At 63.2% G+C, this 15264-nt stretch carries 21 protein-coding genes; 18 read left to right on the forward strand and 3 right to left on the reverse strand.

What is annotated here, in order from left to right; translation table 11 throughout:
* Nucleotides 1-36 precede the first annotated feature (36 nt).
* Nucleotides 37-264 (reverse strand): hypothetical protein, encoded by a 228-nt coding sequence (locus ABEI27_RS08880; RefSeq protein WP_375799042.1) that lies wholly within the window; start codon nt 262-264, stop codon nt 37-39.
* Nucleotides 265-399: 135 nt separating this feature from the next.
* Here ABEI27_RS08880 and ABEI27_RS08885 point away from each other — a divergent pair, with 135 nt between their 5' ends.
* From ABEI27_RS08885 to ABEI27_RS08895, 3 genes are read left to right on the forward strand one after another with little or no spacing between them, the layout of a single operon-like run.
* Nucleotides 400-1044: a DUF309 domain-containing protein gene (locus tag ABEI27_RS08885; RefSeq protein WP_375799043.1), complete on the forward strand. Its 645-nt coding sequence runs from the start codon at nt 400-402 to the stop codon at nt 1042-1044.
* Nucleotides 1045-1096: 52 nt separating this feature from the next.
* Complete coding sequence (locus tag ABEI27_RS08890; protein WP_375799044.1) at nt 1097-1381, forward strand: hypothetical protein; 285 nt, start codon at nt 1097-1099, stop codon at nt 1379-1381.
* The gene (locus ABEI27_RS08895) at nt 1378-1656 is read left to right on the forward strand and encodes a hypothetical protein (protein ID WP_375799045.1); all 279 of its coding nucleotides are present in this window, start codon (nt 1378-1380) and stop codon (nt 1654-1656) included. Before ABEI27_RS08890 ends, ABEI27_RS08895 begins: the two co-directional genes overlap by 4 nt.
* Before the next feature lie 54 nt (nt 1657-1710).
* Here ABEI27_RS08895 and azf read toward each other — a convergent pair whose 3' ends face one another.
* The gene (azf, locus tag ABEI27_RS08900) at nt 1711-2499 is read right to left on the reverse strand and encodes an NAD-dependent glucose-6-phosphate dehydrogenase Azf (RefSeq protein WP_375799046.1); all 789 of its coding nucleotides are present in this window, start codon (nt 2497-2499) and stop codon (nt 1711-1713) included.
* Nucleotides 2500-2629: 130 nt separating this feature from the next.
* Between azf and ABEI27_RS08905 the strand changes: the two genes are divergently transcribed.
* The 15 genes from ABEI27_RS08905 (at nt 2630) to ABEI27_RS08975 (ending at nt 14641) form a co-directional block, all read left to right on the forward strand.
* Nucleotides 2630-2974, forward strand: a complete 345-nt coding sequence (locus tag ABEI27_RS08905) for a dihydroneopterin aldolase family protein (RefSeq protein WP_375799047.1) — start codon at nt 2630-2632, stop codon at nt 2972-2974.
* A gap of 79 nt (nt 2975-3053) precedes the next feature.
* Entirely contained in the window at nt 3054-3491 is a 438-nt protein-coding gene (locus ABEI27_RS08910) for a DUF5790 family protein (RefSeq protein ID WP_375799048.1), read from the forward strand.
* A gap of 137 nt (nt 3492-3628) precedes the next feature.
* The gene (locus tag ABEI27_RS08915) at nt 3629-4462 is read left to right on the forward strand and encodes a helix-hairpin-helix domain-containing protein (protein ID WP_375799049.1); all 834 of its coding nucleotides are present in this window, start codon (nt 3629-3631) and stop codon (nt 4460-4462) included.
* Between the two features lie 18 nt (nt 4463-4480).
* Nucleotides 4481-5407 (forward strand): aminotransferase class IV, encoded by a 927-nt coding sequence (locus tag ABEI27_RS08920; protein WP_375799050.1) that lies wholly within the window; start codon nt 4481-4483, stop codon nt 5405-5407.
* A gap of 76 nt (nt 5408-5483) precedes the next feature.
* Nucleotides 5484-5894, forward strand: a complete 411-nt coding sequence (locus tag ABEI27_RS08925) for a Rieske (2Fe-2S) protein (protein WP_375799051.1) — start codon at nt 5484-5486, stop codon at nt 5892-5894.
* Nucleotides 5895-6159: 265 nt separating this feature from the next.
* Nucleotides 6160-6291, forward strand: a complete 132-nt coding sequence (locus ABEI27_RS08930) for a hypothetical protein (protein ID WP_375799052.1) — start codon at nt 6160-6162, stop codon at nt 6289-6291.
* Nucleotide 6292: 1 nt separating this feature from the next.
* On the forward strand, nt 6293-6910 hold the full coding sequence (locus ABEI27_RS08935; RefSeq protein WP_375799053.1) for a hypothetical protein: 618 nt from the start codon (nt 6293-6295) through the stop codon (nt 6908-6910).
* An 89-nt stretch (nt 6911-6999) separates the two neighbouring features.
* The gene (locus tag ABEI27_RS08940; RefSeq protein WP_375799054.1) at nt 7000-7626 is read left to right on the forward strand and encodes a DUF6517 family protein; all 627 of its coding nucleotides are present in this window, start codon (nt 7000-7002) and stop codon (nt 7624-7626) included.
* Nucleotides 7627-7948: 322 nt separating this feature from the next.
* Entirely contained in the window at nt 7949-9358 is a 1410-nt protein-coding gene (locus ABEI27_RS08945; RefSeq protein ID WP_375799055.1) for an ABC transporter substrate-binding protein, read from the forward strand.
* A 46-nt stretch (nt 9359-9404) separates the two neighbouring features.
* Entirely contained in the window at nt 9405-10295 is an 891-nt protein-coding gene (locus ABEI27_RS08950; RefSeq protein WP_375799056.1) for a carbohydrate ABC transporter permease, read from the forward strand.
* Between the two features lie 2 nt (nt 10296-10297).
* Nucleotides 10298-11173 carry a carbohydrate ABC transporter permease gene (locus tag ABEI27_RS08955; RefSeq protein WP_375799057.1) on the forward strand — a complete coding sequence of 292 codons (876 nt, stop codon included), beginning with the start codon at nt 10298-10300 and terminating at the stop codon, nt 11171-11173.
* A gap of 1 nt (nt 11174) precedes the next feature.
* A complete protein-coding gene (locus ABEI27_RS08960; protein ID WP_375799058.1) occupies nt 11175-12371 on the forward strand; it encodes an ABC transporter ATP-binding protein in 1197 nt (398 codons plus the stop codon).
* A gap of 4 nt (nt 12372-12375) precedes the next feature.
* Nucleotides 12376-13107 carry a glycerophosphodiester phosphodiesterase gene (locus ABEI27_RS08965; protein WP_375799059.1) on the forward strand — a complete coding sequence of 244 codons (732 nt, stop codon included), beginning with the start codon at nt 12376-12378 and terminating at the stop codon, nt 13105-13107.
* 261 nt (nt 13108-13368) lie between these two features.
* Nucleotides 13369-14379 carry a transcription initiation factor IIB family protein gene (locus tag ABEI27_RS08970; RefSeq protein ID WP_375799060.1) on the forward strand — a complete coding sequence of 337 codons (1011 nt, stop codon included), beginning with the start codon at nt 13369-13371 and terminating at the stop codon, nt 14377-14379.
* An 82-nt stretch (nt 14380-14461) separates the two neighbouring features.
* Nucleotides 14462-14641, forward strand: coding sequence for a hypothetical protein (locus ABEI27_RS08975; RefSeq protein ID WP_375799061.1), 180 nt, complete (start codon nt 14462-14464; stop codon nt 14639-14641).
* Between the two features lie 79 nt (nt 14642-14720).
* Here the strand turns inward: ABEI27_RS08975 and ABEI27_RS08980 are convergent, their stop codons facing one another.
* Nucleotides 14721-15128: a translation initiation factor IF-2 subunit beta gene (locus tag ABEI27_RS08980; RefSeq protein ID WP_375799062.1), complete on the reverse strand. Its 408-nt coding sequence runs from the start codon at nt 15126-15128 to the stop codon at nt 14721-14723.
* Nucleotides 15129-15264: the final 136 nt, after the last annotated feature.

Raw genomic sequence — 15264 nt, forward strand, 5'->3', positions numbered from 1 at the left:
GGAAAAAAGAAGTGTGTGAGTTCGTCGTCCAGACCGTCATTCGTCGCGTTCATCGTACCGCGGGGGAGCGTCGGCCTCCTCGTCGTCGCGATGTCGAACCGAAGGCGTCCTCCGGCCGCCGAGTCGTCGCGGCTCGGCGTCCTCTCGGCCCTCAGCCTCGGCGGCCCACGCCTCGTGGCACTCGGGGCAGTAGTTCCCCTGATAGCCGGTAGGGCGGACGAACTCCGTACCGCAGTCGAGGCAGGTCACGTGCGAGCGGGTCATTGTCTCCGGAGCGGGGTGGGGACACGGTCAGTCATTGGCTGTTCAGTTGCATAGAGGGCCTGCAGGCGGATAAATTCGTCACCGCTCGCTCCGCCGGACGCCGGGTATTTATCTCCGCACCGTTGACGAGCGTTCGTGGAGAGCGCTCTCCGAGTTGGTATCGCCGCGTTCAACGCCGGCGATCACCGCGCCGCGCACGAAGCCTGGGAGGAGCCGTGGCTCGCGCTCGAATCCGGAACGGCCGACGAGCGCCTGCTCCATGGACTCATCCAGTACGCTGCGGCGACGCATCACGCGCGACTGCGCAACTGGAGCGGCGCACACGGACTTGCGGAGAGTGCCGCGGCGTACCTCTCGGATTTGGGCGGCAAGCACCGAGGGGTAAACGTCGACGCCGTGCGGACGCACCTCCGCCGTCTCGCGGCCGACCCCGAATTCGCCGAGCGCCGCCGACCGCTATCGCTTCGATACGGGGGAGACGCCCTCACCCCTGTGGACCTGTCGTTCGAGCATCTCGCGTCCGTCGCGGCGCTCCTCGGTGAAGAGTACGAGGCGTTCGATGCGGCGATTGTCGACGACGCGATCCGGTACGCGCGCGGCGAACTCGGCGACGACGACTCGCCCTCTGGAGTCGCCAGCGCTCGCTCGCGTGGCTTCGTCGGTATGCTGTTCGACTTCGCCGCCGACCGCGACGGGCGAGAAGTCGTTTACGACCGCCTCTCGGCGCACGTCCAGCGCCAGCGGAGCCGCGAGCGCGACGTCGACGGCCTGTTCGAGTGAGTACAGCGGACAAAACACTGATACGAATCCCGACGCGTACGTCCATTCGGCTATGGTGGTCCAAGACGACATCAAAGACGCGCTCAACGAGGGCCGGGGCGAACTCGTTCGTGTCCTTGCTATGAACGGGGCGCTTCCGACCGTCGTAGAGGAATCGTCCGGCTCGGATCTCCTCGGATCCACGACGCCCACGTTTCGCATCGAGACTCCCGACGGAACGAGCGTCGCCGATCGACAGACGCGCTCGCAGGTGGTCGACGCGCTCGAACTCCGATCGGCGGAGGGCTGCGAGGCGATACGCGAAGAGATCCAGGCACACGATGCCTGGGACGTATGAACTATTCAGCGGCGTTGGAAGACGACCTCGCCGATCTCGAGCGGGCGGCCGTCGAATCGGCACGCGGCGACGGTGACAAGCGGGACCTCGTCGCCGCGCTCGATCATCTACTGAATACCTATCTGATCTCGGAAGCCAGGCTTCTGGAGCACATCGACGAGATTCGCCGGATCTACGAAACGCGCCGAAATGAGAACACTGCGAGCAAGCACGTGGACACGGTCCACGAAGCGTTCCTCGCCGAGGTGTGTGTGGACTACGACCCGACGTACTGACGTGGGTTCGGCTGCTTCGCGCCTCCGGCGAGCGTCGCTCACGACCCCGACTCCTCACCGCTCGCCGTCAACGTGGTCGTGGCCGTCCCACTCGGCGGAGTTGTCTGTAGGATCGTACCCGAGCACCTCTTTCGCGCGCTCGATCGAGTAGTACTTCCGGTCGTTATCGGAGATCCCATAGATCGTCTCGTACTCGTAGTCGGCCAGGAGACACCGCTCGAAGAGGTGCGCGCAGTCGCGGTAGGAGAGCCACATCGCCTGCCCGCGCTCGTAATCGATCGGCGGGTGGCCCTCGGTGAGGTTCCCGATCCGGACGTTGACGACCGAGAGGTCGTGGTGGTCGTGATAGTATCGCCCGATCACCTCGCCGGTGGCTTTGCTCACGCCGTAGAGGTTGCTCGGCCGCGGCGACTCGGTCCCGTCGAGCCGGTACTCGTGGTCGGGGCGGTACAGGTCCGGCGTCCGCGATTCCGTCTCGTACGCGCCGACAGCGTGGTTCGAGGAAGCGAACGCGAACTTCTCGACGTCCGCTCCGACGGCGGCCTCGAACACCGTCTGCGTTCCGTCGATGTTGTTCTGGAGCACGCTGTCCCAGGGCGCCTCCGGCCGTGGATCGCCCGCCAGATGGATGACGGCCCGACAGCCGTCGATCGCCTCCCGGACGTCGCCCGCATCGGTGACGTCCCCGACGTAGATGTCGCTCGCGTCGATCCCCTCCGGGCGCTTCGCCGACGACATCGGCGCGCGGTCCAGCACTCGCCACTCGTAGTCCGCCCCGATGTGCTGGAGGATGGCCTGCCCGACCCGTCCGACCGCCCCCGTCAGAAGAACCGGTTCGTCCATTCAGCCCACTCTCCGTACAGGGAGGTCAAGAAACGTCCGATTCGTCCCTGTAGAATGACAACACGACTCACGCGAGGCCGTCCTGCCCGGCTCTCGAAACCTCCTTTGGGACTGCGAACGAAAGATAAGTATGCCAACTGACGTCGAGCACGCGTGTTTCGAGGCTGGAATCAAGTTCGGATCGCTCTACCACCAGTTCGCGGGGACACCCGTCAGCCCCGATAGTGCTGAGAGCATAGGGCGGGCGATGGCGGAGGCAATCGAGAACCAACCCCACTGCGCCGACGTCGCGGTCGACGTCCGGACCGACCGCATCGCCGACGAACTCGCGTCACAGTCGGCGGACTACACCGAACTCACGGGTCGGTTTCTCGACGTCGAGATGCGGGTCGAGTACGCGGACGTAACCGTCCGTACGGCGATGGAGATGAAAGACGATTACCCGCTGATGAAACTCGTCTCTGTCGAGGACTGAGTGAACCGCCGATCACCCGCGGAATTTCACTTTCACTTTCGGGCGTGTTTTTAACCCCTCTGGACTCGAATCACCTGCTATGAGCAGTCAGAGCACGCTTGCGGACGACGACCTGTTCGGCGAGGCCGCCGCAGAGATGCGCGAAGAGGTGGAAGCCCATCTTGAGGACGCAGAGGCCGCGCTCCCGGATCCTGACGACGTGTGGGAAGCCGAAGCGGACAACGTCCTCGGCGTCCTCAACGCGCTCAAGTCGACGCTCGACGTCGGCGACGCGGCCGAGCACCTCCGCCAGGCGAAAAAGACCTTCATCGTCGGCCAACGCGCCGAGGCGTTCGACGATCCGGAGTCGCTGGAAGACCGGGTCGAATCGGTCGAGGAGTTACTCGGCTCGATCGAGGAGGCTGGCGACCTTGTCGGCGACCTCACCGGGACGATGCCCCAACTCCGGAGCCAACTCCAGGATGCGGCCGAGGCGGCGGACGACGACCCGGCGACCGATTCGGACGCGGAGTCGTAAGCGATCCCCCGGCTTAGATTCCGACCCGACGGGGCGTGAGAAGCCGACGCGGACTCCAGCGGTACGCTCGGTACGGGCGGAATTTCACCTGACGACGTAAGCGCTTTTAAATATTCGACGGCCGTAGGCGCAAACCGATGAGTATCCTCGACTCGATTCTGTCGTCGTTGCGATCGCTGGTCGGCAGTGGTTCAGACCAGTCGGAACCGTCCACTGAGACCGGGCCGTCGTCGACAGGAACGGTGTCCGTCGAGCACGAACCGGACGCCGACGTGGACCGCTCGGCCGCCGACGCCTCGACTGAAGCGGCCGTCAAAGGCACCGGAACTGTCGACGCCGCCGATTCCGACACGTCGGAGTCAGATAGCACTGAGGCCGACGACGACGCGGCCGCATCCGGAACCGACGCGTCGGCATCGACAGAGACGCTCGTCGACGAGGAAGCCGGCAAAGAGCCGGCGGAAGTCGTCGAGACCGCGGACGAAGGTGAAGAGCGCGTCGACGAACGCTCCGACGACGACGTCGAGACGATGGACGACGCGGCCGCATCCGGAACCGACGCGTCGGCATCGACAGAGACGCTCGTCGACGAGGAAGCCGGCAAAGAGCCGGGTGAGACCGTCGCTCAGCCAGAGGCCCCCGAAGCCGAGGAGGGGCCTGAAGCCACTGACGAATCTGAGGTCGCCCACGAATCCGAAGCCACCGGCGAATCCGAAGAATCTGAGTCCGACGCGGCAGACACAGCAGACGCAGACGACACAGCGGAGTCCGACTCTACCGAGGGTGCCGACTCGGCGTCTGTCGAGACGATCAAAGGCATCGGTCCAGCATATGGCGAGCGCCTCGCAGGCGTCGACATCGAGACGGTGGCCGATCTGGCAGGCGCAGACTCCGCCGACGTCTCGGAGGGAATCGACGTCTCGGAGTCACGCGTCGCGACCTGGATCGAGCGCGCGAACGAGCAGTCCTGAGGTCCCACTTCTCACCCGATGTCTGATCTCCAGTACCACGTCGACGGCGAACTCGTCCCCGCCGACGAGGCGACCGTGAGCGTCCGTGATCGAGGATTTATGTACGGCGACGCGGTCTTCGAGACGCTCCGGGCGTACGGCGGCGAGGTGTTCCGCTGGGAGGGCCACGCCGAACGCCTCGCCAACTCCGCGGCGGCGATCTCGCTCGACCACGGGCTGACGAACAGTGAGTTGCAGCGGCGCATCGCGGAGACGCTTCGCGCGAACGACCTCCAGAACGCCTACGTGAAACTCTCGATCACACGCGGCGTCCAGCCGGGCAAACTCACGCCCGGGCCCGCGGTCCATCCGACCGTCGTGATCCAGGTGAAGCCGCTCCCGCGCGGCGGTGTCGCTACAGACCCGATCTGGGACGCACCGGCGACGCTTCAGACGGTGAAGACGCGCCGGATCCCCGACGACGCGCTCCCGTCACACGCGAAGACGCACAACTACCTCAACGGGATTCTCGCCCGCCTCGAACTCCGCGTTTCCGACGCCGACGAGGCAGTGATGCTCGACAGCGACGGGCACCTCGCGGAGGGCGCGACGAACAACCTCTTTTTCGTCGACGGCGAGGCGCTCTGTACCCCGAGTCTCGAAGGGCCTATCCTCCCCGGCATCACCCGCGAGGAGGTTATCGACATCGCCGGTGAGGAGGGCATTCCGGTCAAAGAGGGATCGTTCACGCTCGACGACCTCCGGGGGGCAACGGAGGCGTTCGTCACGAACACGACGTGGGAGATCCGTCCCGTCGAAACCGTCGATGGGATCGACGTTGGGGGCGGCCCGCTCACGACGCTGTTCCAGCGCGTCTACAACGCACGCGTCGAACGCGAGTTGTACGACGGCGAACGATTGTCGAGCGACGAGGAAAGGACCGGCGACGAGAACGGCACTGCGTGACCGACCCCGACGGTTCGATATTCGACGACGGCGTTCGAACCGACACGCTTGAACCGCACTAGTCCTCAGCGCGGGTATGGACGAGGACCGCCGTATCGCTGCCGCCGACGAGGTCGCCGCTGACGAGACGTTCGTGTTCACTGCCACGCAGGGATTCGAGACCACCGAGGGTATCCTCACGCGACGCGACGACGGCGCCGTCGTCGCGTACACGAACTACTGCCCGCACTGGCGGGACGTCCGCTTCGACAAAGGGTCGGGGGCGCTCGTCAGGAACGACGAACTCGTCTGCGGGAAACACGGTGCGACGTTCGAGAAATCCGACGGTCACTGCACCTTCGGGCCCTGCGAGGGGGCCGTCCTCGATACCTTCGAGGTGACTGTCGAAGACGACGCGATCTACCTCACCGACGACGACTGGGACAGCGCCGAACCGGGCCTCTCGGAGGAACGCGACCTTTCCTCGGGAAGTCGGATCGACTTCTGAAGAGCGTTATCTGAACCAACCTCTGGGGGTGGTTCCGAACGTGTTTTCCCTGCGATCGACGCGCCTTGCACTCGGTAGGCCCTCCCAACGACGTGATCCGGGCTCCGCGTCTGTCACCGACGTGTTGCCTGGAACACCGGAGTGATGATGGCGACAGAGGGGGTTACCGACTGTCGGCCTCGCCCCGATACAGGCGGATGGATCTATACGCTGTCGCCGTTATCACGGTAAAAGTTAACACACGCTACCACGTACAACGGACGTGATGAGCAGTCGACGCTCTTTCGTCTGTCAGGAGTGCGGTTCACGGGTCGCCCCCGAGTCGTTCCGCGCACGGTGTCCCGAGTGCGACGGCGAACTCGGTCCCATCACGACGGCCACCGAGTACGCCGAGTGAGATGAACGCGGGCGATAACGGGGATGAAGACCCGACACCTGAGGAGTACAATCGTGCCGATGCGACCGCAACGCCCGGCAGTCCGATCCGCATTCGGTCGCTGGCAGTGACGACCACAGACGTCGTCGACGCACTCGAAGCACGAGTTCGACGGCAGCGGCGGATCGTACTCCGGGTGACACCACCGTTCTCCGGCCGGATGCGGGCCCGACTCCACGATGCTGGCGTCGTCGAAGACGCCGACGCTGGGCCGAGCGCAGCCCACGACCTCGGATCGACTGCTAACCACGACCTCGGATCGATTGGCGACCGCGATGCCGAACAGGCTGCCGGTAATGACGCCGAACGGACCGCTGATCATAGCGAACACGCGGACGCGACCCCCATCTCGCTCCCGCCGGAGCGGTTCGTCGACGGCCCACCGGCGTACCCGACCGTCGACGAGACTGAGGACGAACTGCGAGTGTCGGAGACGACATATACCCGCGACGAACACCGCAGACGCCACCAGGAGGCCGTTGAGGCGTGGCGCGAAACGGTTCGCGACCAACTGGTCGACTCGATCACCATTGCCACAGAGACCAGGTCGCACACGGTCGCGGTGTCGTATCTCTCATAACTGCTGTCCGCTGTGCCCGGGATTTAATTGCCTCTGGAGTGGAGGCTCTGCAAATGTCATCCGATCGCCGGTCTTTGGCCGCTGTCGCAATGGCAGGTCTGTTGTTGACGAGCGGGTGCCTCGGCTTCGTCTCCGGCGACGAACCGCTCACCCTCTCGGCCGACCCCGCCGCCGTGGCCGATGCGGCCGCACAGGACGCGAGGTACACCACGAACGGAACGGAGCCACTCGAGTTCAATCGGACCGTCGAGGTCGCCGGCCAGGAGCGCCGTATCGAGGCGACGAACTACATCACGCCGTACACCAAGCGTATGGAAGTCGGATCGCTGGGTGAGACCGATGTCGGCCTCTTTACCGTCGTTTCGACGCCGGCGGCCGACGTCGGCGGACAGACACTCAATCCGATCGGGCAGTTCTCCAACGAGCGGCTGGTCCAGTTCGTCCAGCAGCAGTACTCCGGCCTGAGCGACGTCCAGCGCGTCGGCGCACGGAACATCACGGTACAGGGGACCGAGACGCGAGTCACGAAGTTCAGTGCGACGTCGACGATCCAGGGGCAGGAGATCGACGTCTACGTCCACGTGACGAAGTACCGCCACGGCGACGACTACATCTTCGGACTGGGTGTGTACCCGCAGCAACTCGACGGGGAGGAGGCGAACGTCATCGCAATGTTGCGCGCGATCGAGCATCCCGTCGAACCGGAGTCCGTCTGAGCGCCCGCGACGCATACTGCGACTCACGACCGGTGCGACCGTCCTCATTCTCCTCTCTTCATCAGCGACAGTTAGCGAACGTATTTCGGTGACTCCATCGGTGACACGCTGGCGCTGCCACTTTTTAGCGCCACACCAGCGTCGTGGGGGTCGATGCCCGCCACGGGTAGGCCACCCATTCAACCCAGATTCCGAGACCGAGAAAGTATATAGAATATAGACTTCTAGGGGGCAAAATCTACGAACCGTAACGCGAATTCTTATATATAGTAAAAATATCAAACTACTATTACCGGGAATCGCTGAATACACCTGAATTCAAATGGATCCGACTAGATCTCGGCGGACGTTTATCAAGGGTGCGGGTGCGGCCACGATCGCTGGACTGGCAGGCTGTTCGGGGCAGGGTTCGCAGAGTGACAGCACGAGCACCGACGGCACCGGCGAAAGCGGTGGCGCGACCGGCACCACCGCCGGATCGGCACAGACGAACGCGGTCAGTATCAAGTTCTGGCACGCGATGGGTGGTGATCTAGGTAAACTCGTCGACTCGCTCGTCAGCGACTTCGTGAGTCAGGCTGACGGAATCGAGATGACCGCGACGCAGAAGGGCAGTTACCGCGAGACGCTGAACGCGACCACGTCAGCAGTGCAGGCGGGTAATCCGCCCGCAATCGCACAGATCTTCGAGATCGGGACGCAACTGGCGATCGACAGCGGGGTGTTCGCCCCGGTTGAAGACATCGTTCCCGATTCGGTCAACTTCGACAACTATCTCGACTCGGTGCTGAACTACTACCGGATCGACGGGAAACTCAATTCGATGCCGTTCAACTCCTCGAACGCGATCTTCTACTACAATAAAAACGCCTTCGACGAGGCCGGCCTCGACCCCGAGAACCCCCCGACGACGTTCCAGGGCATCACCGACGCCGCGAACACGCTCACTGAGGCGGGCGTCGTCGATAAGGGGACGACGTGGCCGAACCACTCGTGGTTCGTCGAACAGTGGTTTGCCGAACAGGGCCAGACGCTCGTCAACAACGAGAACGGCCGGGCTTCGCGTGCGACCGAACTCTATCTGCAGAGCGACGCCGCGAAGTCAGTCTTCAACTGGTGGGCCGACCTCTACGAGCAGGATCAGTACCTGAACCCCGGCATCGAGGCGTGGTCGGAAGCTCAGCAGGCCTTCCTGACCCAGAAGACCGGCATCCTCGGGTACTCGACGTCGAGCATCGCGCCGATGAAGAAAGGCGCCAAGGACAACGGCTTCGAACTCGGCACGATGCGGCTGCCGACGCCCGGCGGCGCCCGGAACGGCGTCGTTATCGGGGGGGCATCGCTGTGGACGCCCGCGAGCCTCGCAGACGAGAAACAGCAGGCCGCCGGGGAGTTCCTCGCGTGGCTCACGAAGCCCGCACAACAGAAGCGGTGGCACACCGGGACGGGCTACTTCCCCGTCCGCGAGGAGGCCATCTCCGAACTGAAGAGCGAAGGGTTCTACGAGAAGAACCCCAACTTCCTGACGGCAATCGAACAGCTCCGCGAGACCAAGGATATGCCCGCGACGCGAGGCGCGCTGATGGGGCCGTTCACCGAGGTCCGTACCATCGTCGAGGAGGGGTACGTGAGTATGATTCAAAACGAGAATCAGAACGTGACGGATGTGCTCGGCCAAGTCGACACCGAGGCCGAGGAGGCCCTCAATTCGTACAACCAGAAGGCCAACTAACGCCGAAGCATCGCCAGAGACCCGTTTTTCACCCTCGCTTCACACTATGGCAGAATTCACGAAACCGTACGATTCCACGCTGCAGGCCGGAGCACTCCTCCTGCCGACAGTCATCGTTCTCGTCGCGTTCCTCTACTATCCGGCGGTCCAGACGTTCCGATTGAGTTTCTTCCAGACGCTGCTGCTCGGAACGAAACAAACGTTCGTCGGGTTGGAGAACTACATCATACTCGCAACCTCCTCGGGGTACCGGATCAGCATCCTCGTCAGTTTCGCCTTCGCGGCCGCCGTCGTGATCGGCACCCTCGCGGCGTCACTCTTCGTCTCGTACCTGCTCTTCGAGGTCGAGGTCGCCGAGTCGGGATACCTGTTGATCGCGATCTGGCCGTATGCGCTCCCGACGGCGGTCGCGGCAACGGTTCTACTGTTTATGCTGCACCCGAATCTGGGTATCATCACGAGCTTCGTCGAGTCGCTGACCGGGCTCTCGATCGACTGGTTCACGAGCGGCCCGCAGGCGTTCGTCGTCGTCGCAATCGTTGCGATCTGGAAGCAACTGGGCTACAACATCATCTTTCTCACGGCGGCGCTGAACAACGTCCCGGAGTCGCTGACTGAATCCGCGCAACTGGACGGCGTCGGGCGGCTCCGGATGCTGTATCGCGTGTACGTCCCGTTGATCTCGCCGACGCTCGTGTTTCTGGTGGTGATGAACACGATCTACGCCTTCTTCGGCACCTTCCCACTCGTGGATCTGATGACGAGCGGTGGTCCGAACAACGCCACGAACCTCCTCATTTTCAAACTGTATCGCGACGCCTTCGCGTTCAGCAGCCTCGGAAAAGCTTCGGCGGAGTCGGTCGTCCTGTTCGTCATCGTCTCGGTCCTGATGTACCTCCAACTCCGCTACACTGACAGCCACACCCACTACGCCTAACGATGGCCACAGACACTACACAATCGACTGAGACGCCCACGACGCGGATCGACGTGACCGACATATTCGGCGATCAACTGTTCGTTCACCTCGGACTTATCGCGTCGGTGTTCCTGATGGCGCTCCCGCTCGTCCTGGCGATCTTTATGAGTACGCAGACGCCGACAGAGGTCTACAACATCTCGAAGATCGGCTTCGGGAGTTCGGGACTCTCCAACTACCGGACTGCGCTCACCGAGTACAATCTGATGCAGTATATGATCAACTCGTTCGTGATGTCGGCGGTGATCGTCGTCGGCAAGGTCGCCCTCTCGCTGCTCGCGGCTCTCGCACTCGTCTACTATCGGCTTCCCCACGAGCGGGCGATCTTTATGTTCATCCTGCTCACGCTCCTGATTCCGGTGCCAGTCCGGATCGTCCCCCTGTTTCAACTGCTGGCGGATCTGGGCTGGGCGAACACGCTGCTGGCGATCACTGGTCCCTACATCGCGAGCGCGACGGCGGTGTTCCTGTTCAGACAGCATTTCCTCTCGATCCCGGAATCGCTCGTCGAGAACGCCCGGCTCGACGGTGTCGGGCCGATTAGCTTCCTCTTTCGCGTGCTGATCCCGATGTCGAAGGGGATGATCGCTGGGGTGTCTGTCATCACGTTCATCTACGCGTGGAATCAGTACCTCTGGCCGCTCATCGTTATCAGTGACCAGCAGAAACAGGTGATTCAGGTCGGCATCAAATATCTTCAGGGAGCGAGTCAGTCCGGACTGACCCAGTGGGGGCTGATTATGGCGGGCGCGGTCATCGCGCTGCTTCCGCCGCTTGTCATCCTGTACGCCCTGCACCGCCCGCTGCTCGAAACATTCGCGATCCAACAAAAGTAATATGACAAACATCAAACTGAACGGCCTCACGAAACGATTCGGCTCGGTCGAAGCGGTCGGCGGGATCGATCTCCGGATCCACGACGGCGAGTTCCTCGTCCTGGTCGGTCCGTCCGGGTGCGGGAAGTCGACGACGCTTCGGACGATCGCCGGCCTCGAAGACGTCTCCGACGGGACAATCGAGATCGGCGACAGCGTCGTGAACGACGTTCCCCCGAAGAACCGGGAGATTGCGATGGTGTTCCAGAACTACGCGCTCTACCCGCATATGACCGCCGCGGAGAATATGTCGTTCGGGATGCGTTCGGTGAGCGACTTCTCCGCCGAAGAGATCGAACGGCGCGTCGCCGACGCCGCCGAGACGCTCGGTATCGAGGAGTTGCTCGAACGGCAGCCCAAGGAACTCTCCGGCGGCGAGCGCCAGCGCGTCGCAATCGGTCGGGCGCTCGTCCGGGAACCGCAGGTGTTCCTTCTGGACGAACCGCTGTCGAACCTCGACGCGAAACTCCGGGTGCAGATGCGTGCGGAACTGCTCAAACTGCACCGGAAACTGGAGACCACGACGGTTTACGTGACTCACGACCAGACGGAGGCGATGACGCTCGGCGACCGCGTTGCGGTGCTGAACGACGGACAACTCCAGCAGGTCGCCTCGCCGCAGGAACTGTACGACTTCCCGGAGAACCGCTTCGTGGCCGAGTTTATCGGCGAACCGGCAATGAACGTGCTTCCGGTGGAACTGCGCTCGACCGACGACGGTCTCACCGCCGTCCACGATGGGTTTGTCGTCGATCTTCCCGGGACGACCGACGCAGCAGCGCTCGGCGTGACAAACCGGACAGTCTCGTTCGGGGTCCGCCCGGAGGACATCGGGCTCGCGTCGTCGCTCCCCACCAGTGCAGCGACGTTCACCGCCGAAGTGACCGTGACCGAACCGCTCGGCGAACAGTTGTTGCTGCACTGCCGGATCGGCGGCAGGGAGATCCGGGTGAAAGTCGAACCCCGAAGTCAGATCGCCATCGGCGAGTCGGTGTCGCTCGGGTTCGATCCGGAACGGCTCCACTTGTTCGATCCCGACACGGGCGAGACGCTGTATCACTCGGCACGGCCGGACACCGAACTGGACGGTTGGGCGACGGGATCGCACGAGACCACCAGTTTCGATGGGGTCGCTCCCGAAGCCGAGCCGACGAGGTGAACAGATGGGAACGACCGACGGATCGCCGACCGACGACTCGGCGACAGACGGACCCGCCGGGGACGTCGCGCTGATCGCCCACCGCGGCTGTGCCGCGCAGTACCCAGAGAACACGGTGCTGTCGGCGACCCGCGCCGCACCGCACGTCGAGATAATCGAGATCGACGTCCAGCGCTGCGGTTCGGGAGAACTGGTCGTCTTCCACGACGACGAACTCGACCGGCTGACGGGTGCATCCGGGCCGGTCGCCGAGACGGACTGGGCGACGTTACAGACGCTGACAGTCGCCGACTCAGGGGAGCCGATCCCGCGACTCGAGCCGTTTCTGGACGCCGTCCCCGACGATACCGCCGTCAACGTCGAACTCAAGCACGATGGAATGGCCGCCGACGTCGACTCGGCGGTCGATGGGGTAAAAAACGACCTTCTCTTCTCGTCGTTCGACGCTGATGCGCTCCGCGAGCTCCGCGCGGCGATCCCCACGGCGAGTCTTGGCTACCTCTTCTTCGACGAGCCCGGACTCGCGGTGTCGATTGCGACGAGTTTAGACTGCATAGCGGTTCACCCGTCGGTAAATCTCGTTTTCAGTACTGACATTGTCGATGCGGCACACGCTGCCGGTCTCGACGTCAACGTCTGGACGGTCGACGACACGCGGATCGCGACAGACCTCATCGCGGCGGGTGTCGATGGCCTGATCGTCGATCGGTGGGACCTACTCGACGCTGACGAGTAGCCCCCCAGTGCCGGACCCGATTCGAGTTCTCACGGGTCACTCAGGTGGCCAATTCTATACGGAACGTATATATATGTGTGAGAATTGGTTTATTTGTGACAGTTACACCAGTATACGGCCGTCTATGGTGGTAATGATTGTGTGGGACGGCAGTTTGGCGTAGCAAAAGGTTTAAATACGCTAGATCCTTACACATTGTAAGGTCAGTTCGGACCGGACTCTCTCTTTCTGCTCCCGGTCCCGGATGAGCCCCTCCCGATTATGAGTGATACGCACACCCGAAACCACGTAGCAGAACGCAACGAATCCCGAACGGAGAATCAGCAGGCGGAGGAGCGAGAAACCGAGCAGACCGAGGACGAGCAGCAGGTCTGTCCCGAGTGTAGCGGCCCGCTCATCAGCGATGAGGCCCGCGGCGAGACGGTCTGTTCGGACTGCGGACTGGTCGTCGACGAGAACTCGATCGACCGCGGCCCCGAGTGGCGCGCCTTCGACAGCGCCGAGCGGGACCGCAAATCCCGCGTCGGTGCGCCGACAACGAACCTGATGCACGACAAGGGGCTGTCGACCAACATCGGCTGGCAGAACAAAGACGCCTACGGCAACTCCCTCTCGTCGCGGCAGCGAGAGCAGATGCAGCGGCTTCGGACCTGGAACGAGCGGTTCCGCACCCGCGACTCGAAAGAGCGCAATCTCAAGCAGGCACTCGGCGAGATCGACCGAATGGCCTCGGCGCTCGGCCTCCCGGAGAACGTCCGCGAGACCGCCTCTGTCATCTACCGTCGCGCACTCGACGAGGACCTGCTTCCCGGCCGCTCCATCGAGGGCGTCGCGACCGCATCGCTGTACGCGGCCGCCCGACAGGCCGGAACGCCGCGCTCGCTCGACGAGATCGAGCGCGTCTCCCGCGTCGACAAGATGGAACTGACCCGGACATACCGCTACGTCGTCCGCGAACTCAAACTGGAGGTCGAACCCGCGGACCCCGAGCAGTACGTGCCGCGGTTCGCCTCCGATCTCGACCTCTCAGACGAGGCTGAGCGGACGGCGCGCGAACTGCTCCGAAAGGCCAAGCGCGCGGCCATCCACTCCGGAAAGTCGCCGGTCGGCCTCGCTGCAGCCGCAGTCTACGCGGCGGCGCTCCTCACCAACGAGAAGGTGACCCAGAGCGAGGTCAGCGAGGTGGCCGACGTCTCCGAGGTCACGATCCGGAACCGCTACAAGGAACTGCTCGAAGTCGAAGAACCCGACGACGCCGGCGCGGTCGCGTAACTCGGTTCTCTGGGAGGGGCCCAAGCGGAGTTCGGCCGTTCACTCACCAACCTTTATTGACGTACCGAGAGTCCCCTCGGCTATGGTCGAAGCGTTTGTGCGGCTACTGTGTCCTGAATGTAGCAAAGACTGGCAGGCGCAACCGACTGCGCTGCCCGGGCACCGTGAGAACTTCACGTGTTCTGCTTGCGGGACAACCCGCCGGCTCGCGGAATTTATGCGAACTGAACGCGACCTCGACGCGGTCAAGCAGTTTGAGTAGCAGCGGTCCTGTTGTTTCCTCGTGCGGACGCCTCTCGGTCCGAGCGGGTAGCGAGTAGTCCGGCCAGTCTGGACGACCCTCAGAGGTCCGGCACCGAGGAGAGCGCGCCGCAGGCGTCGCACTTCAACACAGTCGTTCCCTGTTCCTCGACGAGCCGTGTGTCGGGCGATGCGCACTCGCTACAGGTGACGAAGTCGTCGACGTAGGTTTCGAGCGCATCTTCGACGCGTCGCTGTTTGAAATCGCCAGTGAACCGCGCCCGACCGCGGTCGTCGATCTGCGCGCTCGTTCCCAGTTCAGACTGCATAAATCGGACGAGGTGGTCCTGACCGCGCGCGAGGCGGTCGTAGGTCGACTCGAAGTTCTCCCAGACGGTAACGTTACCCTCGGGTCGCACGTCCGGTTCGGGGACCTCGAACCGTTTGTCACCCTCCGCGATGTCGGGAGACTGCTCAAGTGCTCGATCGAGTTGATCCTGGTAATCCATATTCGGGCCAAGGACGCGCGAGATGTAAAGCGTTCATATACACGTGAGCGCTGCGTTAGCGGAGATCCCGACAACCCTCATTATTGAAAACGGTAAATCGGTCGAATACAGCCGTTTTACCCCCCGAATCGCACAG

This window comes from Halobellus sp. (assembly GCF_042218505.1).
Lineage (GTDB): Archaea > Halobacteriota > Halobacteria > Halobacteriales > Haloferacaceae > Haloquadratum.